Origin of the sequence: Kribbella sp. NPDC026596 (genome assembly GCF_040638415.1) — a bacterium.
GTDB lineage: Bacteria > Actinomycetota > Actinomycetes > Propionibacteriales > Kribbellaceae > Kribbella.
On record NZ_JBEZYF010000044.1, the window covers coordinates 57894 to 73032 of the forward strand.

General features: G+C 67.4%; 13 protein-coding genes. 11 read left to right on the plus strand and 2 right to left on the minus strand.

Features of this window, described 5'->3' with window-relative positions; all coding sequences use genetic code 11:
• Nucleotides 1–1249 precede the first annotated feature (1249 nt).
• Nucleotides 1250–2002 carry a 5'-nucleotidase gene (locus AB0E63_RS30230; protein WP_360373766.1) on the plus strand — a complete coding sequence of 251 codons (753 nt, stop codon included), beginning with the start codon at nt 1250–1252 and terminating at the stop codon, nt 2000–2002.
• Nucleotides 2003–2071: 69 nt separating this feature from the next.
• Here the strand turns inward: AB0E63_RS30230 and AB0E63_RS30235 are convergent, their stop codons facing one another.
• Both AB0E63_RS30235 and AB0E63_RS30240 read right to left on the minus strand, forming a co-directional pair.
• Nucleotides 2072–2542, minus strand: a complete 471-nt coding sequence (locus AB0E63_RS30235) for a helix-turn-helix domain-containing protein (protein WP_360373769.1) — start codon at nt 2540–2542, stop codon at nt 2072–2074.
• Nucleotides 2542–3771 (minus strand): MFS transporter, encoded by a 1230-nt coding sequence (locus tag AB0E63_RS30240; protein WP_360373772.1) that lies wholly within the window; start codon nt 3769–3771, stop codon nt 2542–2544. The genes AB0E63_RS30235 and AB0E63_RS30240 overlap by 1 nt, the downstream gene beginning before the upstream one ends.
• Before the next feature lie 135 nt (nt 3772–3906).
• On the opposite strand from AB0E63_RS30240, the gene AB0E63_RS30245 reads away from it, so the two are divergent.
• From AB0E63_RS30245 to AB0E63_RS30290, 10 genes are all read left to right on the plus strand, one after another.
• Nucleotides 3907–4701 (plus strand): ANTAR domain-containing protein, encoded by a 795-nt coding sequence (locus tag AB0E63_RS30245; protein WP_360373774.1) that lies wholly within the window; start codon nt 3907–3909, stop codon nt 4699–4701.
• A gap of 118 nt (nt 4702–4819) precedes the next feature.
• A complete protein-coding gene (locus AB0E63_RS30250) occupies nt 4820–7378 on the plus strand; it encodes a tetratricopeptide repeat protein (protein WP_360373777.1) in 2559 nt (852 codons plus the stop codon).
• Between the two features lie 141 nt (nt 7379–7519).
• Complete coding sequence (locus AB0E63_RS30255) at nt 7520–8356, plus strand: hypothetical protein (protein ID WP_360373780.1); 837 nt, start codon at nt 7520–7522, stop codon at nt 8354–8356.
• Between the two features lie 165 nt (nt 8357–8521).
• Complete coding sequence (locus AB0E63_RS30260) at nt 8522–10144, plus strand: substrate-binding domain-containing protein (protein ID WP_360373783.1); 1623 nt, start codon at nt 8522–8524, stop codon at nt 10142–10144.
• 3 nt (nt 10145–10147) lie between these two features.
• Nucleotides 10148–11107, plus strand: coding sequence for an ABC transporter permease subunit (locus tag AB0E63_RS30265; RefSeq protein ID WP_360373786.1), 960 nt, complete (start codon nt 10148–10150; stop codon nt 11105–11107).
• Nucleotides 11104–11979: a carbohydrate ABC transporter permease gene (locus AB0E63_RS30270; RefSeq protein WP_360373789.1), complete on the plus strand. Its 876-nt coding sequence runs from the start codon at nt 11104–11106 to the stop codon at nt 11977–11979. The genes AB0E63_RS30265 and AB0E63_RS30270 overlap by 4 nt, the downstream gene beginning before the upstream one ends.
• A gap of 23 nt (nt 11980–12002) precedes the next feature.
• Nucleotides 12003–13010, plus strand: a complete 1008-nt coding sequence (locus AB0E63_RS30275) for a LacI family DNA-binding transcriptional regulator (protein WP_360373792.1) — start codon at nt 12003–12005, stop codon at nt 13008–13010.
• A complete protein-coding gene (locus tag AB0E63_RS30280; protein WP_360373795.1) occupies nt 13007–13741 on the plus strand; it encodes an aminoglycoside 3'-phosphotransferase in 735 nt (244 codons plus the stop codon). Before AB0E63_RS30275 ends, AB0E63_RS30280 begins: the two co-directional genes overlap by 4 nt.
• Nucleotides 13742–13759: 18 nt before the next feature.
• Nucleotides 13760–14302, plus strand: coding sequence for a molybdenum cofactor biosysynthesis protein (locus tag AB0E63_RS30285; RefSeq protein ID WP_360373798.1), 543 nt, complete (start codon nt 13760–13762; stop codon nt 14300–14302).
• A gap of 244 nt (nt 14303–14546) precedes the next feature.
• Nucleotides 14547–15041, plus strand: a complete 495-nt coding sequence (locus AB0E63_RS30290; protein WP_360373801.1) for a class E sortase — start codon at nt 14547–14549, stop codon at nt 15039–15041.
• Nucleotides 15042–15139: the final 98 nt, after the last annotated feature.

Consider the following 15139-nt stretch of genomic DNA (forward strand, 5'->3'; position numbering starts at 1 on the left):
GCGGAAGTGCAGGTCCGCGATGCCGCCCGGGAAGTCGCCGACGTCGGTCGGCGCATGCTGTGGGTGGGCCTGGTTGGGGCGGCTGTCATCCCTTCGCCGTGGGCAGTGGCGACATGATGGGGTTCGCCGTTGCTGGTCAGCGGGGTAAATCAGAGGCGCGACCGCGCGAACTGGGTGGGTCTTGACTCCCACGGCCCGCGTCGACCGGTTCAGTGCGGCCGCGGCACATTGAGAAGAAGTCAGTGGTGTACGCCCGGACATTTCCGCTCCAAGCGCCTCGTGCACACCGGAACTCACCGTTTTACTCACCGGATTGAATGGAAGATATCGAGCACAGCCCCAAACGACTGCTTACTCTCCATTGGAGAGTGAGCAGGTCAACGGCAATCTTCGGGTAGTGGTGCGGTACGACGACAGTCATGGCCTGGTAAAGCGGTGGTTAGGGGTTCGAGTCCCCTCACCGGCTCTGTAGTTCTTACCCACGCGTGCTACAGCGGTGGCTCCTACGTCGCCCCCACTACGCGCGCTCCCACCCACCCATACCTCCCGCGCGCTACCGCCCGCGCCCTGCGCGCTGCCGCGCGCCCCGACGGCTGGGCCAGCCCTCGTCTGCCAGACGACCGCCCGTCACGGCTGACCGACCATCAGCCTGATCCCCGGAGCAGTGCCAGGGCATGAGGTCTCCGGTGATGTTGCTCGTCGCGGCCCTGGTCCTGTCCAGGCTCACTACTCGAGCCGGTAGAACAGCTTGCTTGCCTCGAACAGGGATCCATCAGTGCGCGGCCAATGCCTCGATGCTGCTGCGCCTGCGAGACGAACAGTTCCTTCAGATCGAGCGAGCGGGTCAGGCCGGCCGGCGGTCAGAGGAATGAGTAGGCCGCGAAGCCGACCGCCGCGTGACCGTCGAACGCAAGGAAGGAGTGGTCGGCCGGGCGCACCACAATCAGGGCAGGCGTCCTCTCGCATAGTGCCGACGAGCTGATGCAGTCCGCGCCATGTGATGCCGCGTCCCAGCGATCTGCGGGTAGCAAGCGTCGCGTCCCATCAGCGGCAATCGTCCGCCGGGTCGACTAGGTTTCCGGGTCTGGACCGGTCGCGTTGCATCGCGTCGGCGGCTACCGTGAAATTTGTGGTGAGGGGGCGATGGCTTCGCGCTCCGGGGAGGGATGACTCGGAGCAGTCAAGCGCGACACAGCAGGCGTCGGATGGGGCGGCGGGCGAGCAGGGTCGTTCGTCGAAGCCTCGCAACGTGCCTGACGGTGCGGTCGTCAAACGGGTGACTCATTACGCGAAGGGGGTCGGAGCCGTTATCGGTGTGCTCGGGACGGCGATTGCGACGCTGTTTCTGTTGATCGATCACGGCGTTTTCGGTGGCGGCGACGACGAGCCGGGCACGAGCAGCGTCAACACCGCGCTGCGGCAGTTGGATCCGCCACTGGGTGGTGGGTCTACTCTCGCGGGCGAAAGTGCGCTGGGGAATCTCGTAGCTGATGCCCGCCGTCATGCCACCCAAGCCCACATCGCCTTCGTCAATCCCGGGGCGATCCGAGCGCCGATCAAGGCCGGCCTCGTGACGAGCAGCGACCTGGCAGCCGTATTGCCGTTCAACAACCGCCTGGTCACGATCGACCTCACGGGGGCGCAGATTTGGGCCGTGCTGAGGCAGCAATTCCAAGCCCCGCAGAATCGAATTCTGCAAGTGGCGGGCCTGCGTTTTGTGTATCACCTTCAGAGCGCGAACGAGGGTGACATCGACAGCGTCGAACTTTTATCGAGCGGCGCACCGCCGGCGGCCCTATCAGACGATACGCGCCAGTCCTACACCGTTGTCGTTGATTCGTTCCTTGCCGACGGCGGCGACGGATTCTCCGTGCTGGCCGACGTGCGCAATCGCCGGACACTCGAGCTCACCGACCAGGCTGCCCCAACCCAGCACGTGGCACCCCTGTCGACGCCGTTTGAAGTCGCAACACAGCAGCGCATAATGCGGCGCGGAATATAGCGTCGCGTCACCGGATCGATGACTCGAGGTTCGAAGCCCTCACCGGTCGCCCACCATTGAAATCTAACGTCAACGCCAGGTGGTTCGGTCGGCGGGGCTGCCGGGGACGGGGTCGAAGATGACGTCTTCGTCGGGGACGGCGGTGCCGGTCTTGGTTATGAAGGCTACGTTTACCGGTTCTTTCGATTGGGTGTTGCGGCGTAGGACGGTTGGGCCGTCGGGACGGGGGGCGTGGACGTCTCCCCACTGCTGGAGGGCGGCTAGGACTAGTTTTAGGTCTTCGCCGGCGGGGGTTAGGTGGTAGGAGGAGCGGGAGCGTTCGCCGGGGGATTGGTACTCGCGTTTTTCGAGTAGGCCGGAGTCGACCATGGAGTTGAGGTGGTTGGTGAGGATGTTGGGGGCTATACCCAAGTAGTCGCGGAAGTCGGCGAAGCGGGTGGTGCCTAGGTGGGCTTCGCGGAGGATTAGGAAGGTCCAGCGGTCGCTGACTAGCTGCAGGGTGCGGGCGATGGAGCAGTTCGGTTGGGTTGCGGTGGGCATTACGCCTTCTTGGGGGAGTGGGCGCGGATGGTGGCGGCTGCGATGACCAGGAGGGCCAGGGTAGCTATGACGGTTACGCCGAGGAGGAGGGCTGTGCTTAGGCCTGCGGCGGTGGCTACCAGGCCCAGGGTCAGGGCGATGGCGCCTTGGAGGATGTAGGCGACTAGGTAGACGGCGGCGATCGTGCCGCCGCGGTGGTGGGCGGGGGCGTGGGTGTTGATGAGGCCGAGACCGCCGGAGAAGAGCAGGCCGTACGCCGTGCCGCCGACGATCGTCGTGGCTACGAAGAGGGGCAGGGAGTGCGCGGTCGCGGCGAGCTCGAGGAGGGCGAGGTCGACGAGGGTGAGGATGGCGCCGGGTGGGAGCAGGCGGCTGGCCGGGAAGCGGCGGCCCACGATCGCGGTCACGCCGGTCGCGAACGAGAAGATCGCCAGCAGTAGGCCGATGACGAAGATGTTGCCGGTGCCGACCAGGTCACGGACGATCTCGGCGCCTAGGGCCAGGAAGACCGAGCCGAACGCGTAGGCAGTGGTGACCGCTAGGGCAGAGGCGACGTACAGGCCTCGGATGCCCTTGGCGACAGTGATTGCGCGCGGCCGCCAGGGAGCCTGGTTCGCGTCCTTGATGTGGCGCGGCATCTGCCAAACAAAAAAGAAGACGATCGCGATCACGGCCAGCAGGACCCAGAAGTCCAGGTGCAGTGGCGCCGGCGCGTACTCGATCAAGCCGCCGCCGACAATCGTCGCCATGGCCAGGCCGACCGCGGTCGCGGCCGTCGTGATGGATGAGGCCCACGCCGCCTTCCCGCGGGCGCTGAACTCGACTGCCGCGGCTGTCGCCGGGGTGAGCGCCAGACCGACTCCGGCTCCCATCAACGCGCGACCGGCGTACACCCATCCGACGGACGGGGCGATGGCGAAGAGAAGTACGCCGGCCAGCAGCGCGCCCACGCCGTACAACATGGTCGCCCGGCGGCCGATGTAGTCGGAGAGCTGGCCGAAGACAAGGAGAAACGCGACCAGCACGACCGGGTAGACCGCGAAGATCGCCGTCGTTGCGGTGGGGGTGAGGTGCCAGGTCGAGGCGTAGAGCGGATACGTCGTGGTAGGCGCGGCGCTGGTCCACAAGCTGATGCCCGCGACCGCGGCCGCGGTCCAGAAACTGGCGCGGCGGCTGAGGGTACGGCGAGGTTGGGTGGCGACTGAAGCGGGCAGATCGAGGGCAGTCATGCCGTTCCTTCGAGAGACGAAAGCGATGATCTCCACAACACCTGAGTTGCTTTTTGCAATCCAGCTCTGCGTAGTGATCCCCGTCACATGCCGTCGGCTGGGGTCGGCGGAGGCGGGCTGGCCCATGATGGGGGCATGGCGGAGGGGATTCTGGAGCTGGCCCAGGAGCTGATCGAGGTCAGCCGACTGGTCGAGGACGATGATGTCGCCACGACGCTGGGGCGGTTCGTCAGTCGCGTGGTGCGGACGGTGCCGGACTGCGAGGAGGCGTCGATCAGCGTGCTCGTCGGCGGCAAGGCGGAGACTGTCGCTCGGTATCACCAGACAACCGACGAGACCGCCGAGCCGGCCCGGGCCGTGCTCGCCGAGCGGATGGTCGAGGCGGACGGGCCGTTGTACGAGACGATGACGTACGGCGAACCGCACCGGATCGGCGATTTGGCGGCGGACCACCGCTGGCCGGAGTTCGCGGCGAGTGCGATCAACGCCGGATACCGCAGCTGCCTGTTTCTCCCGCTACCCGCGGTGACCGGTGGTTCCGCGGCCGCGTTCAGTTTGTTCTCACCCACGAAGGACGCGTTCGGGAGTACGTCGTACGACGTCGTGCTGCTGTTCGCACTGCATGCCGGAGTGGCCTTCGACAACGTGCAGTTGTTCAACGACAGCCGGACACTGGTCGAGCAGTTGCGGACCGCGATCACGACCCGGACGGTGATCGGTCAGGCGCAGGGGTTGCTGATGCATCGGTACGGGCTCACGTCCGAGGTGGCGTTCGACGTCCTGAAGCGGTGCTCGATGGACGCCAACGTCAAGCTCCGGGACGTGTCGGTCGACCTGGTGCAGGCACAAGATGTGGGCCAGCTGTCAGCGGCGCTCCGCAAGTACGGCCTGCAGTCCGAGGATGGGACCGAGCTGCCGCCGAGTCAGTGACCTCACGACAGCATGCAGGAAACGCGGCGTAGCGCTGGGGATACGCAACTGCACTATCGGCCCGGCGTCTGAGCCTCGGGTCTCGACGACACGCCCCAAAGGCATCGAGACTGACCGCATGGGTGGGGAAATAGTGTCGATGTTGTTCTCGGACATCGAGGGTTCGACCGTACTGCTCCGGCGCCTGGGCGACAGGTACCTGGACGCGCTCGAAGGACATCGGCGCATCCTGCGCGAGGTCTGGGCGACATACGGCGGGACCGAGATGGGGACCGAGGGCGACAGCTTCTTCGTCGTCTTCCCGAAGGCCGCGGATGCGGTCGCCGCGGCCGTCGACGGGCAGCGCGGGCTGGACGGAAACTGCTGGCCTGGTGGTGAGCGGCTGCGGGTGCGGATGGGGATCCACACCGGTACGCCGGGCGTGTACGACGGCGACTACTGGGGAATGGATGTCCACCTGGCGGCCCGGATCGCGGCTGCAGCCCACGGTGGGCAGGTGATCGTGTCAGCGGTCACCGGCCGGCTCACGCAACTGCCGGACGGCACCACCCTCCGCGACCTCGGCACCTATCACCTGAAGGACATCCCCGAGCCGGAGCACCTCCTCCAAGTCACCATCGAAGGACTCCAGTCCGACTTCCCGCCACCCCGCACCCTCGGTACGCCGACCAGCCTGCCCGCCACGGCCACTCCACTGCTCGGCCGCGAACCCGACCTCGCCCGCATCACCGGCCTGCTCGACGAACCGGAGGTCCGGCTGGTCACGCTGACCGGACCGGGTGGGGCGGGGAAGACGCGGCTGGCGGTGGGTGTGGCCAACGAAATGACGAGCCGATTTCCGGGTGGCGTGTACTTCGTTCCGCTGGCGTCCGTGACGTCCGAGGAAGTGATGTGGACGTCGATCGCCGAAGTGCTCGACATCCCGCCCCAGCAGCGCGGACGGGTCACGGCCTACCTGGCCGAACGCACACTGCTGCTCGTGCTCGACAACCTCGAGCAGCTTCCGGACGCGGACAAGGTCGTTGCCGAGATCATCGAAGGTGCGGCGCACGTCAGGATCGTCGCGACCTCGCGGCGCGCACTCGGCCTGATCGGTGAGTACCAGCATCCGGTGGTGCCGCTCGGCTTGCCTGACGACGAGGCCGACGCCGAGCAGTCGGCCGCCGTACAACTGTTCGTTCAGCGCGCACAGGCGGTCCGGCCCGCCTTCGCCCTGACCGCTGACAACGTGGCAGAGGTGGTCGCCATCTGCCGTCGGCTCGACGGTCTCCCGCTCGCAATCGTGCTCTGCGCACCGCGGATCCGGTTGCTCAGCGTCAAGGAGCTGCTGGCCCGGATCGACCAGGCCCTGGACATCACGTCGACGAGCAGTGTGGCCCCGGAACGGCAGCGCACGTTGCGCGAGACCATCGCCTGGTCGTATGACCTGCTCGGTCCGGAACACCGGACGCTGTTCCGCCGGCTCGCAGTCTTCTCCGGTGGCGCCGATTTCGCCGCGATCGAGGCCGTTGCCACCGGCACCGATCCGCTCGACGCCGTGGCCGAGCTCCACGACGCCAACCTGGTCACGCTGTCCGACAGTCCTGATGGCAGCACCCGGATCACTCTGCTGGAGACGATTCGCCAGTACGCCGAGGACGAGCTGCGGGCCACCGACGAGGCCGACCTGGTGCGTGGCAAGCATGCGACCTACTTCGCCGGCCTGGCGGAGAATCTCGAGACTCTGAAGAGGTCAAGGTACAACCCGGCTCTCGAACGTGCCGAGACCGACCTCGACAATTTCCGCGCCGGCCTCGGCTGGGCCGCCGAGCAGGACGTCCCCACGAGTCTCCGGTTGTGCTCGGCCGTCGGCTGGCTGTGGTTGGTCGGCGGGTCCTTCGCGGAGAGCCGCCGCTGGCACGAGTACGTCGTAGCCCAGGCCGGAACCTCGTCCTCGCCGGACCTGGCCGCGTGCCTCCGCGGGCTGAGCAATGTCCTTCTCGTACAGGGCGAAGCGAGCCGCGCCCACGAGATCGCGGTTCGCGCCCTGGAGATGGCGCGGGAGCTGGAGGACCCGGCCGGCATCGCGTTCGGGATGACGGTGCTCGGCACGGTGCAACGCCGGCAAGGAGATCTCGAGGCGGCGCAACGAACCCTTGCGGAGGCCGTCGAGCGACTTCGTCACGTCGACGACGAGTGGCGGTTGGCGCGCGTACTCAGCCACCTCGGCGGCGTCGAGGAGGAACTGGGCAGGTTCGATCGCGCCGAGGAACTGCTGCGTGAGTCGCTCGCGATCACCGAGGTGCTCGGTGACACGCACGAAGTCGCCGTCCAAGGCCAGAATCTGGCGTACCTGCTCACGCTCGCCGGCCGCGTCGACGAGGCCGGTGAACTGGCTCGTGGACTGGTGCCGACCATTGTGGCACTCGGCAGTCCGACTCTCACGATGGCGTTCTCGAACACGATGATGAACATCCTCCTCCGGCAAGGGGATCCCGTGACTGCCGCTCGGTTGTTCGGTGCGGAGGAGGCGATGGGTGAGCGGCTCGGGATGCCGAACCCTTACCTGGAAGAGGAACTCGAGGAGGCACTCGCCCTCGTCGGCGACGCGATGTCGCGCGCGGAGTGGGAGGAGCACCGCCGCGCCGGCCGTTCGGAGCGCGTCGAGGACCTCCTCGGGCGGCTCCCGCTCGGCTGAGTCGCCGGTTGTTGATGGCAACTGTCAAGCGGTTGACCACCAAGAGTGCCGCCGACATACTGCTTTCACCGCCATCGGCGGTTGTGGGGGCAGAGCTTTATCTGGGGAACCATCGAAGTGGGGGGCTCTACTATGCATGCCTTGAGAACGATTCGTGCTGCGCTGGTGACGGCGCTGGTGGGCGCGGGTCTGGTGACCGGCGCCCAGGCTGCGTCGGCCGTTCCGCCGACGAGTGCGATCGAGGTCAGTACGACGTCGGTCCAGCAGGGGCAGACCTTCACGGTCACCCAGACCTTGTACAACGACCGCGATTTCACGGTCACGGGTGGCAAGGCCACGCTGTACGCCAAGGAAACGTCGCTGCCCGGTCTGGTCGACCTGGTGTCGTGCCCGGGCGCGTTCGCCTGTGACACGTTGGGCGGGAGCGTCCGCGGCGGCGTCGCCGACGTTCCGGCGGGCGAGTCCCGGACGGTGGTGTTCACCTTCCGGGTCAAGGACGACGCCCCGGTCGGGACCATCACGCTGCAGCATCAGTTCGTCGGGGAGAACTACGCGTTCGACACCTTCGACGGGCCGACCCTGACCATCACGCCGACGCCGCACGAAGCTGACGTCGCAGTGAGCCTGGCCGCGTCGGTGCGCGCGTCCCGGGTTACCTACACAGTCACGATCAAGAACGTCGGTCCGGACGACGCGACCAACGTGCGCGTGGTCGGCGCGGTCCCGAGCCGGCTCTCGTACGCCGCCGGCGGGACCTGCACGCGGGTGGGCACGACGCGGAACGTGAACTGTGATGTCGCGTCGCTGGCCAGTGGCGCGAGTACGACGCGGACGTTCGCGGCCGATGCCAATCTGCTGACGGTCGGCTTGCTGCAGGCAACGGCCCAGCGGACGGCGAGCGCGCCGGCCGACCCGGTCGCCGCCAACGACAAGGCAGTCCGGAACTGTACTGCGCTGCTGCTGATCGTGCGGTGCTGACGTCGTCCTGAGCTAGCCAACCGGCCGGCGGCCGCGGGTTCTCGAAACCCGCGGCCGCCGGTCTTTTGCTGTCTGCATCTTGCATCGAAGGGCGGGAGGGGTTTACGGTCCCGGTTAACGTTTAAGTGAGTGTAACTGAGCACTTCCTCATGACTTGGAGCAGCTATGATCAGTCGTCGGCGGTTCTTGCAGGTGACGGGCGCGGCGATCGCCGGATCCACGCTGGGCGCCTGCGGTGACGGCGGTACGGCGAACGGCGGTGCGCAGGCGTCCAGCGATCTCACGCTGCCGACGTACAAGCCCTTCGAAGGGCTGCGACCGGATCTGCCGGGCGCGGAGTCGGGGCTGGAGCCCGGGTTCCTGAAGTTCCCCTCGGACGCGATCTCCAGCGTCAAGGCGCCGCCGCTGAAGAACGCGGTGACTGCGCTGACCGAGACGTTCGCGACGCCCCCGCCGCCGATGGGCAGCAACGCCATGTGGCAGTCGCTGAACCAGTCGCTCGGCGCCGAGCTGCGGCTCACCATCGGCACCGACCCGGGGTACCCGGAGAAGTTCGCCACCCTGCTGGCCAGTGACTCGTTGCCGGACCTGATGTGGCTGCCGCCGAACCAGGGCATCCCGAACATCGGGCCGATGCTCGAGGCCAAGTTCCAGGACCTGACCAAGTACCTGTCCGGCGACGCCGTCCTGGAGTATCCGAACCTGGCGGCGCTGAAGCCGGCCTCGTGGCGGACCGCGGTGGTGAACGGGAAGATCTGGGGCGCGCCGATCCCATCGACGCCGTTCGGCCAGGTGATGATGGGCAACCCGAAGACCTGGGAGAAGGTCGGCGGTCTGCAGTGCTCGACCGCGGACGAGTTCTTTGCCAAGTGCAAGGAACTGACCAACGGCACCAACTACGCGCTCGAGCCCGCGATCATCAACATGCTGCACATGTTCGGCGAGTGGTTCGGTGCGCCGAACAACTGGCGGGTGAACCAGGATCGCTCGCTCACCCACCTGTACGAGACCGACAACTACCGGGCCGCGGTCGAGTACGCCGCCAAGCTGTGGGCGGCCAAGGTGTTCTACCCCGACCTCAACCTGGCCGACGCCACCCCGAAGACCGTGAACGGCCAGATCGCCGCACAGGTCACCGTCGGCCCGCGCGCGACCGCCGACTTCCGGGCGCTGGATCCGACGCTGTTCGTGGACACGATGATCCCGTTCGGCCATGACGGCAAGGCGAAGCCGGTCTACGACATGGGCTACGGCACGGTCGGGTTCACGCCGTTCAAGAAGACCGACGAGGGCCGGATCCGCGAGCTGCTCGCGCTGATGGACTACCTGTCCGCGCCGTTCGGGACCAAGGAGTACCTGCAGAAGAACTTCGGTGTCGAGGGCAAGCAGTACGAGCTGGACGCGCAGCAGAACCCGGTCCTGACCAAGGCCGGCACCCAGCAGGCGCCCGGTCTGGTCAGTGCGCTGCAGATCATGACCGCACCGGAGAGCGTGATCTTCAACCCGGCGTACCCCGAAGACACCAAGAAGATCTACGCGACCGAGCAGAAGCTGCTCGAGCACGCGATGCGGAACCCGACCGCCGGCACGTACTCCGATACGAGCAGCAAGGTCGGCCCGAAGCTGACCGCGGCGTTCCGCGACACGATCGTCGACATCGTCACCGGCCGGCAGAAGATCGACGCGTACGACGCCGCGCTCAAGCGCTGGAAGTCCGGCGGCGGTGACAAGATGCGCGACGAGTTCGCTGCCGTGCTGCCGGCGAGCGTGCCGGTCACCGGGTCCTGACCGATGCTGAAACGAGCTGCCTCGACCGCCCGGGTGAAGACCGGCCTGCCGTTCGCGGTGAAGTGGCGCCGGGACTGGCAGATGGTGCTGCTGATGATCCCGGGGGTCGTCTTCCTGCTGGTGTTCTTCTACCTTCCGGTGCTGGGCAACGTGGTCGCGTTCCAGGACTTCCAGCCGTACCTCGGCATCATGCACAGCGAGTGGAACGGCCTGCAGAACTTCGTCAATCTCTACGGCAACCCGGACTTCTGGGACGCCTTGCGGAACACGTTGCTGCTGGCCGCCGTACAACTGCTGCTGTTCTTCCCGGTGCCGATCGGGCTGGCGTTGATCGTCGACTCGCTGGTCAGCAACCGGATCCGGCGATGGTTCCAGACGATCGCGTACCTGCCGCACTTCCTGTCCTGGGTGCTCGTGGTCACGCTGTTCCAGCAATCGCTGGGCGGGGCAGGTTTCGTCAACAACCTGCTCCGGCAAGCGGGTCTGGATCCGATTCCGTTCATGACGAACCCGGATACGTTCCCGCTGCTCGTGGTGGCGCAGCTGGTCTGGAAGGACGCCGGCTGGGCGATGATCATCTTCCTGGCCGCGCTGACCACCGTGGACGTCGCGCTGTACGAGGCGGCCGCGGCGGACGGCGCCGGCCGCTGGCGGCGGCTGTGGCACATCACGCTGCCGTCGCTGCGGAACGTCATCGTGCTGCTGCTGATCCTGCGGATCGGCGACATCCTCAGCGTCGGGTTCGAGCAGTTCATCCTGCAGCGTGATTCGGTCGGCCCGGGTGCGGCCGAAGTACTGGACACGTTCACGTACTACGCGGGCGTCGTCGGCGGCGACTGGAGCAGCGGCGCCGCGGCCGGCCTGGCGAAGGGCGTGGTCGGGGCGTTGCTGTTGTGGGGCGCGAACTCGCTCGCGCACCGCCTCGGCGAACCAGGCATCTTCCAGAAACGAGGTGGCTCGTGAGGCCTGTGTGGAAGGAGAAACCGGCGCCCGCGTACCAGTCGATCAAGGCGGTCGTGCTGGGTGGCTTCGCGCTGGTGATCGTGATCCCGATCCTGGTGGTGATCTCCACGTCACTCGCCAGTGATCGCGACATCATCGACGCGGGCGGGTACGTGCTGTGGCCGTCGCATCCGACGTTGAAGGCGTACCAGACGTTGTTCAGCGGCGGCTTGATGGGCCGGGCGATCATGGTCAGCGTCTTCGTGACACTTGTCGGTACGGCGATCGCACTCGCCGTCACCATCGCCCTGGCCTACGCGACCTCCCGGCCCGTGCTGTTCGGGCGGCCGGTGTTGCTGATGGTGTTGTTCACCTTGCTGTTCGCGCCGGGGATCATCCCGATGTTCCTGGTGGTGAAGCAGCTCGGGCTCCTCGACAGTCTGTGGTCGCTGATCCTGCCGGGCGCGTTGGGTGCGTTCAACTTCGTTGTCCTGCGCACCTTCTTCATGAACGTGCCCGGTGAGCTGCTAGAGAGCGCGCGGATCGACGGCGCGAGCGACTTCACCATCCTGCGACGGATCGTGATGCCGTTGTCGAAGGCGGTGATCGCGGTCGTCGGGCTGTTCTACGCGGTCGGGTTCTGGAACGCGTTCTTCAACGCGTTGCTGTACCTGAACGACACGTCGAAGTGGCCGGTGCAGGTGATCCTGCGTACGTACGTCCTGCAAGGCAAGTCGTTGTCCGCGGACCAACTCGGGGTGGAACCGCTGCCGCAACCACAGTCCCTGCAGATGGCCGTCGTGGTGGTCGCGCTGGTGCCGATCGCGCTCGTGTACCCGTTCCTGCAGCGGCATTTCACCAAGGGTGTCATCACAGGCGCGGTCAAGGGCTGACTCTGTCTGCGAGAATCGGGGGTATGTCCACACCTGCGACTGATCGGCCGACGCTGCGGATGGTGGCGAAGGAGGCCGGCGTCTCGGTCGCGACCGTGTCCTACGTGCTGTCCGGACGGCACCGCAGCCACACCATCAAGGACTCGACCGCGGACCGGGTCCGCGAGGCGGCCACCCGGCTCGGGTACCGCCGCAACGACGCAGCGCGGGCGATCCGGACCGGCAAGTCGGACCTGGTCCTGCTGTCGCTGAGCGTGCTGGCCGATCCGTGGTCGCAGGCGGTCGCGGAGACGGTCAGCGCGGCGGTCAGCCCGCTCGGGAAGACCGCGTTGATCGTTGCCGACGGCGACTGGCGGACGGTGCTGTCGAACCGGACGCCCGACGTGATCTTCATCGACAGCGTCAGTCCGGACGCGCAGCAGATCGCGGAGCTGGAGGCCTTCGCGGCCCAGGGGGTGCAGATCGTCGCGTTCAGCGAGACCCTCGAGCCGCGCGGCTTCGACGTGATCCGGTCCGGTGCCGAGCCGCGCTGTCACCTCGCCGTGGAGCACCTGCTCGAGCACCACGACCGGGTCGGCGCGCTCACCTCGCGAACCACCGGATTCGCCCGGTACGACGCCTACCTGAACACGCTCCGCGCCGCCGGCAAGCCGATCCGGGACGAGGACATCGAGGTCTTCGAACGGCACCCGGAGGGCGCGTACCGGGCCGCGATGGCGTTGCTGAGCAGGCCCGACCGCCCGACGGCGATCTACTGTACGACGGACTTCGCCGCGATCGCCGCGGTCCGGGCGGCGCACCGGTTGCGGATCGACGTACCCCGGGATCTGGCGGTGGTCGGCGTCGGGAACACGCCCGAGGGCGAGCATCTGGACCCGTCCCTGTCGACAGTCGGACCGGTCGGCTTCAACGAGGCGCTGGCCCGGATCATCGTCGGCCGGCTGACCGACCGCGAGGGCGCACCGGGCGAGACCTTCGACTTCCCTTGGCAGCTCATCGTCCGTGACTCCTCCAGGGTGGTCTCGGGGTGAAGGGCTGGGAGCCGGTGACGGTCGGGGAGTCCGACACCTCGGTGTACCGGCGCGGTGAGGTCTTCGCGAAGTGTTGTGGGCCGGCCGGTGTGCTCGAGTTGCGCGACGAGCGGGACCGGGTGGAGTGGCTCGCAGGGACCGGCATCCCCGGCGCGACTGTGGTGGATTGGGTGGAGTCGGCGGACGGCGCGCGCCTGATGACGACCGCGGTGCCCGGTGTGCCTGGTGACTCGCTGCCTCCGGCGGCTCACGTGGGTGCGGCGGAGAGCCTCGGCCGCGTCCTGCGTGACCTGCATTCGCTCACCGGCTGCCCGTTCGAGCGGCCGCTGTCGTCGGTGGTCGCGCTCGGGGAGGACGTCGTACGACGGAATGCGGTCAACCCGGCCTTTCTCACCGATGAGTGGCGGAAGCTGAAGCCGTCGGAGTTGCTGGACCAAGTAGTTGCTGAGCGCCCCTATGTGGAGAGCGTGCTGGAGCCGGTCGTCTGCCACGGCGATGCGTGCTTGCCGAACGTCTTCTTCGACCCCGCGACGCTCGAGGTCACCGGCTTGATCGATCTCGGTCGCCTCGGGATCGCGGATCGCTACTCGGATCTGGCCCTCGCGGTGATTCAGTTGCACGACGAGTGGTCCGCCGACCCCGCGCCGTTCCTCTCGGCCTATGGCCTGCCGGACGCGGACCCGCGCCGGCTGGAGTTCTTTCGGCTGCTTGACCCGCTCACCTGGGGCTGACCACCGTACTGTGGTTGGATGGACATCCCGGTCGAGGTCGTCGCGCTGATGGTGTCGCGCGTGCACGCCTTCGAGGGCAGGCCGCAGGACGGTCCGCGGCCGGATCCGGAGCCGGTGGGGCGTGCGGAGATCGAGGTCCACGCTGATCTGGGGATCGTCGGCGATCGCTACTTCGGGCAGACGGTTCACCGGAACGCCGCGGTCACCTTCGTGGACGCTGCCTCGCTGGATCAGTTGGCCCGCGACCTGGAGCTGCCGGCGGTGCCTGATCCGCTGCTGATGCGCCGCAACATCGTTCTCCGTGGGTACCCGATCGACGCCCTCGCCGCTCACCGGACTCCCGACGGCGCCCCCGTTCCCGGCCGTCGTTTCACGCTCGACACCGGCAGCGGGCCGATCACGTTCCAGGCCAACCGTCCCGCCAACCCGTGCGGCTGGATGGATATCGCCGTCGCTCCCGGTGCTTTCAAAGCTCTCCGTGGCCACGGCGGCATCCGTACGACGCCTCTGACGTCTGGCACCCTCCGCGTCGGCCCGGCCGCGCTTACCCTGCTGGACTGAGCCTTTTCGGGCAGTTTTCGGTGCGACGGCTTACCGTCGGAGGGTGAGGCTGGTGGCGGGACTGTTTGTGGTGGCGGCTGGGCTGGTCGCGTGCAGCGATGTGCCGCCCACCGGAGCGGCGTCACCCACTCCCACCCGATCCGCCGAGCCGACTACGCCCACCCCGACGCCCACCGTTCCCTCGAGCCCTCGCTCATCTGTCGCGCCGACTACGCCGGTTTCACCCGTTTCCCGGGCGGTCAGCATGGCCATTCCGGCGATCGGGGTGCGGGGGTTGCGGGTGGTCGCTTACACGGGTACGGCGGATGATCGTGCCGGGACCGTGATCCAGAATCGTGGCGTCGCGGCCAGTCCGCGAGGCCGCGCGGGTGGGGTGGGACCGGGGGAGGTGGGGAACTTCATCATCACCGGGCACCGGACCAGTCACGGGAAGCCGCTCGCGCGGGCCCCGCAGTTGGCCAACGGGGACCACATCCTGGTGACCGCGGGCGGGACCGTCTACGACTACGTGGTGACCCGGACGATGACGATCTCGTTCCGCAAGCCGGCCGAGCTGGCGCAGCAGAACGCCGCCGTACCGGGCCGGCCGGGCGTGACGCCGACGCGGGCGATGGTCACGATCTCCACCTGCGCCACTCCCGAGGACCACGCGGCCGGCAACTTCTGGCACGACGAACTGGGCAACCCCGAACACCGCATCAACAAGATCGGCACCCTCGTCTCCACTCGTCCCGCTTGACTCGGTGGGTGCCGGTGGGGTTGACGTGGAAGGTGAAGCCGTGGGGTGTGGTCCATTCCAGGGTCTTGTGGTCGAGGCGGCGTACGTTCCAGCCGTGG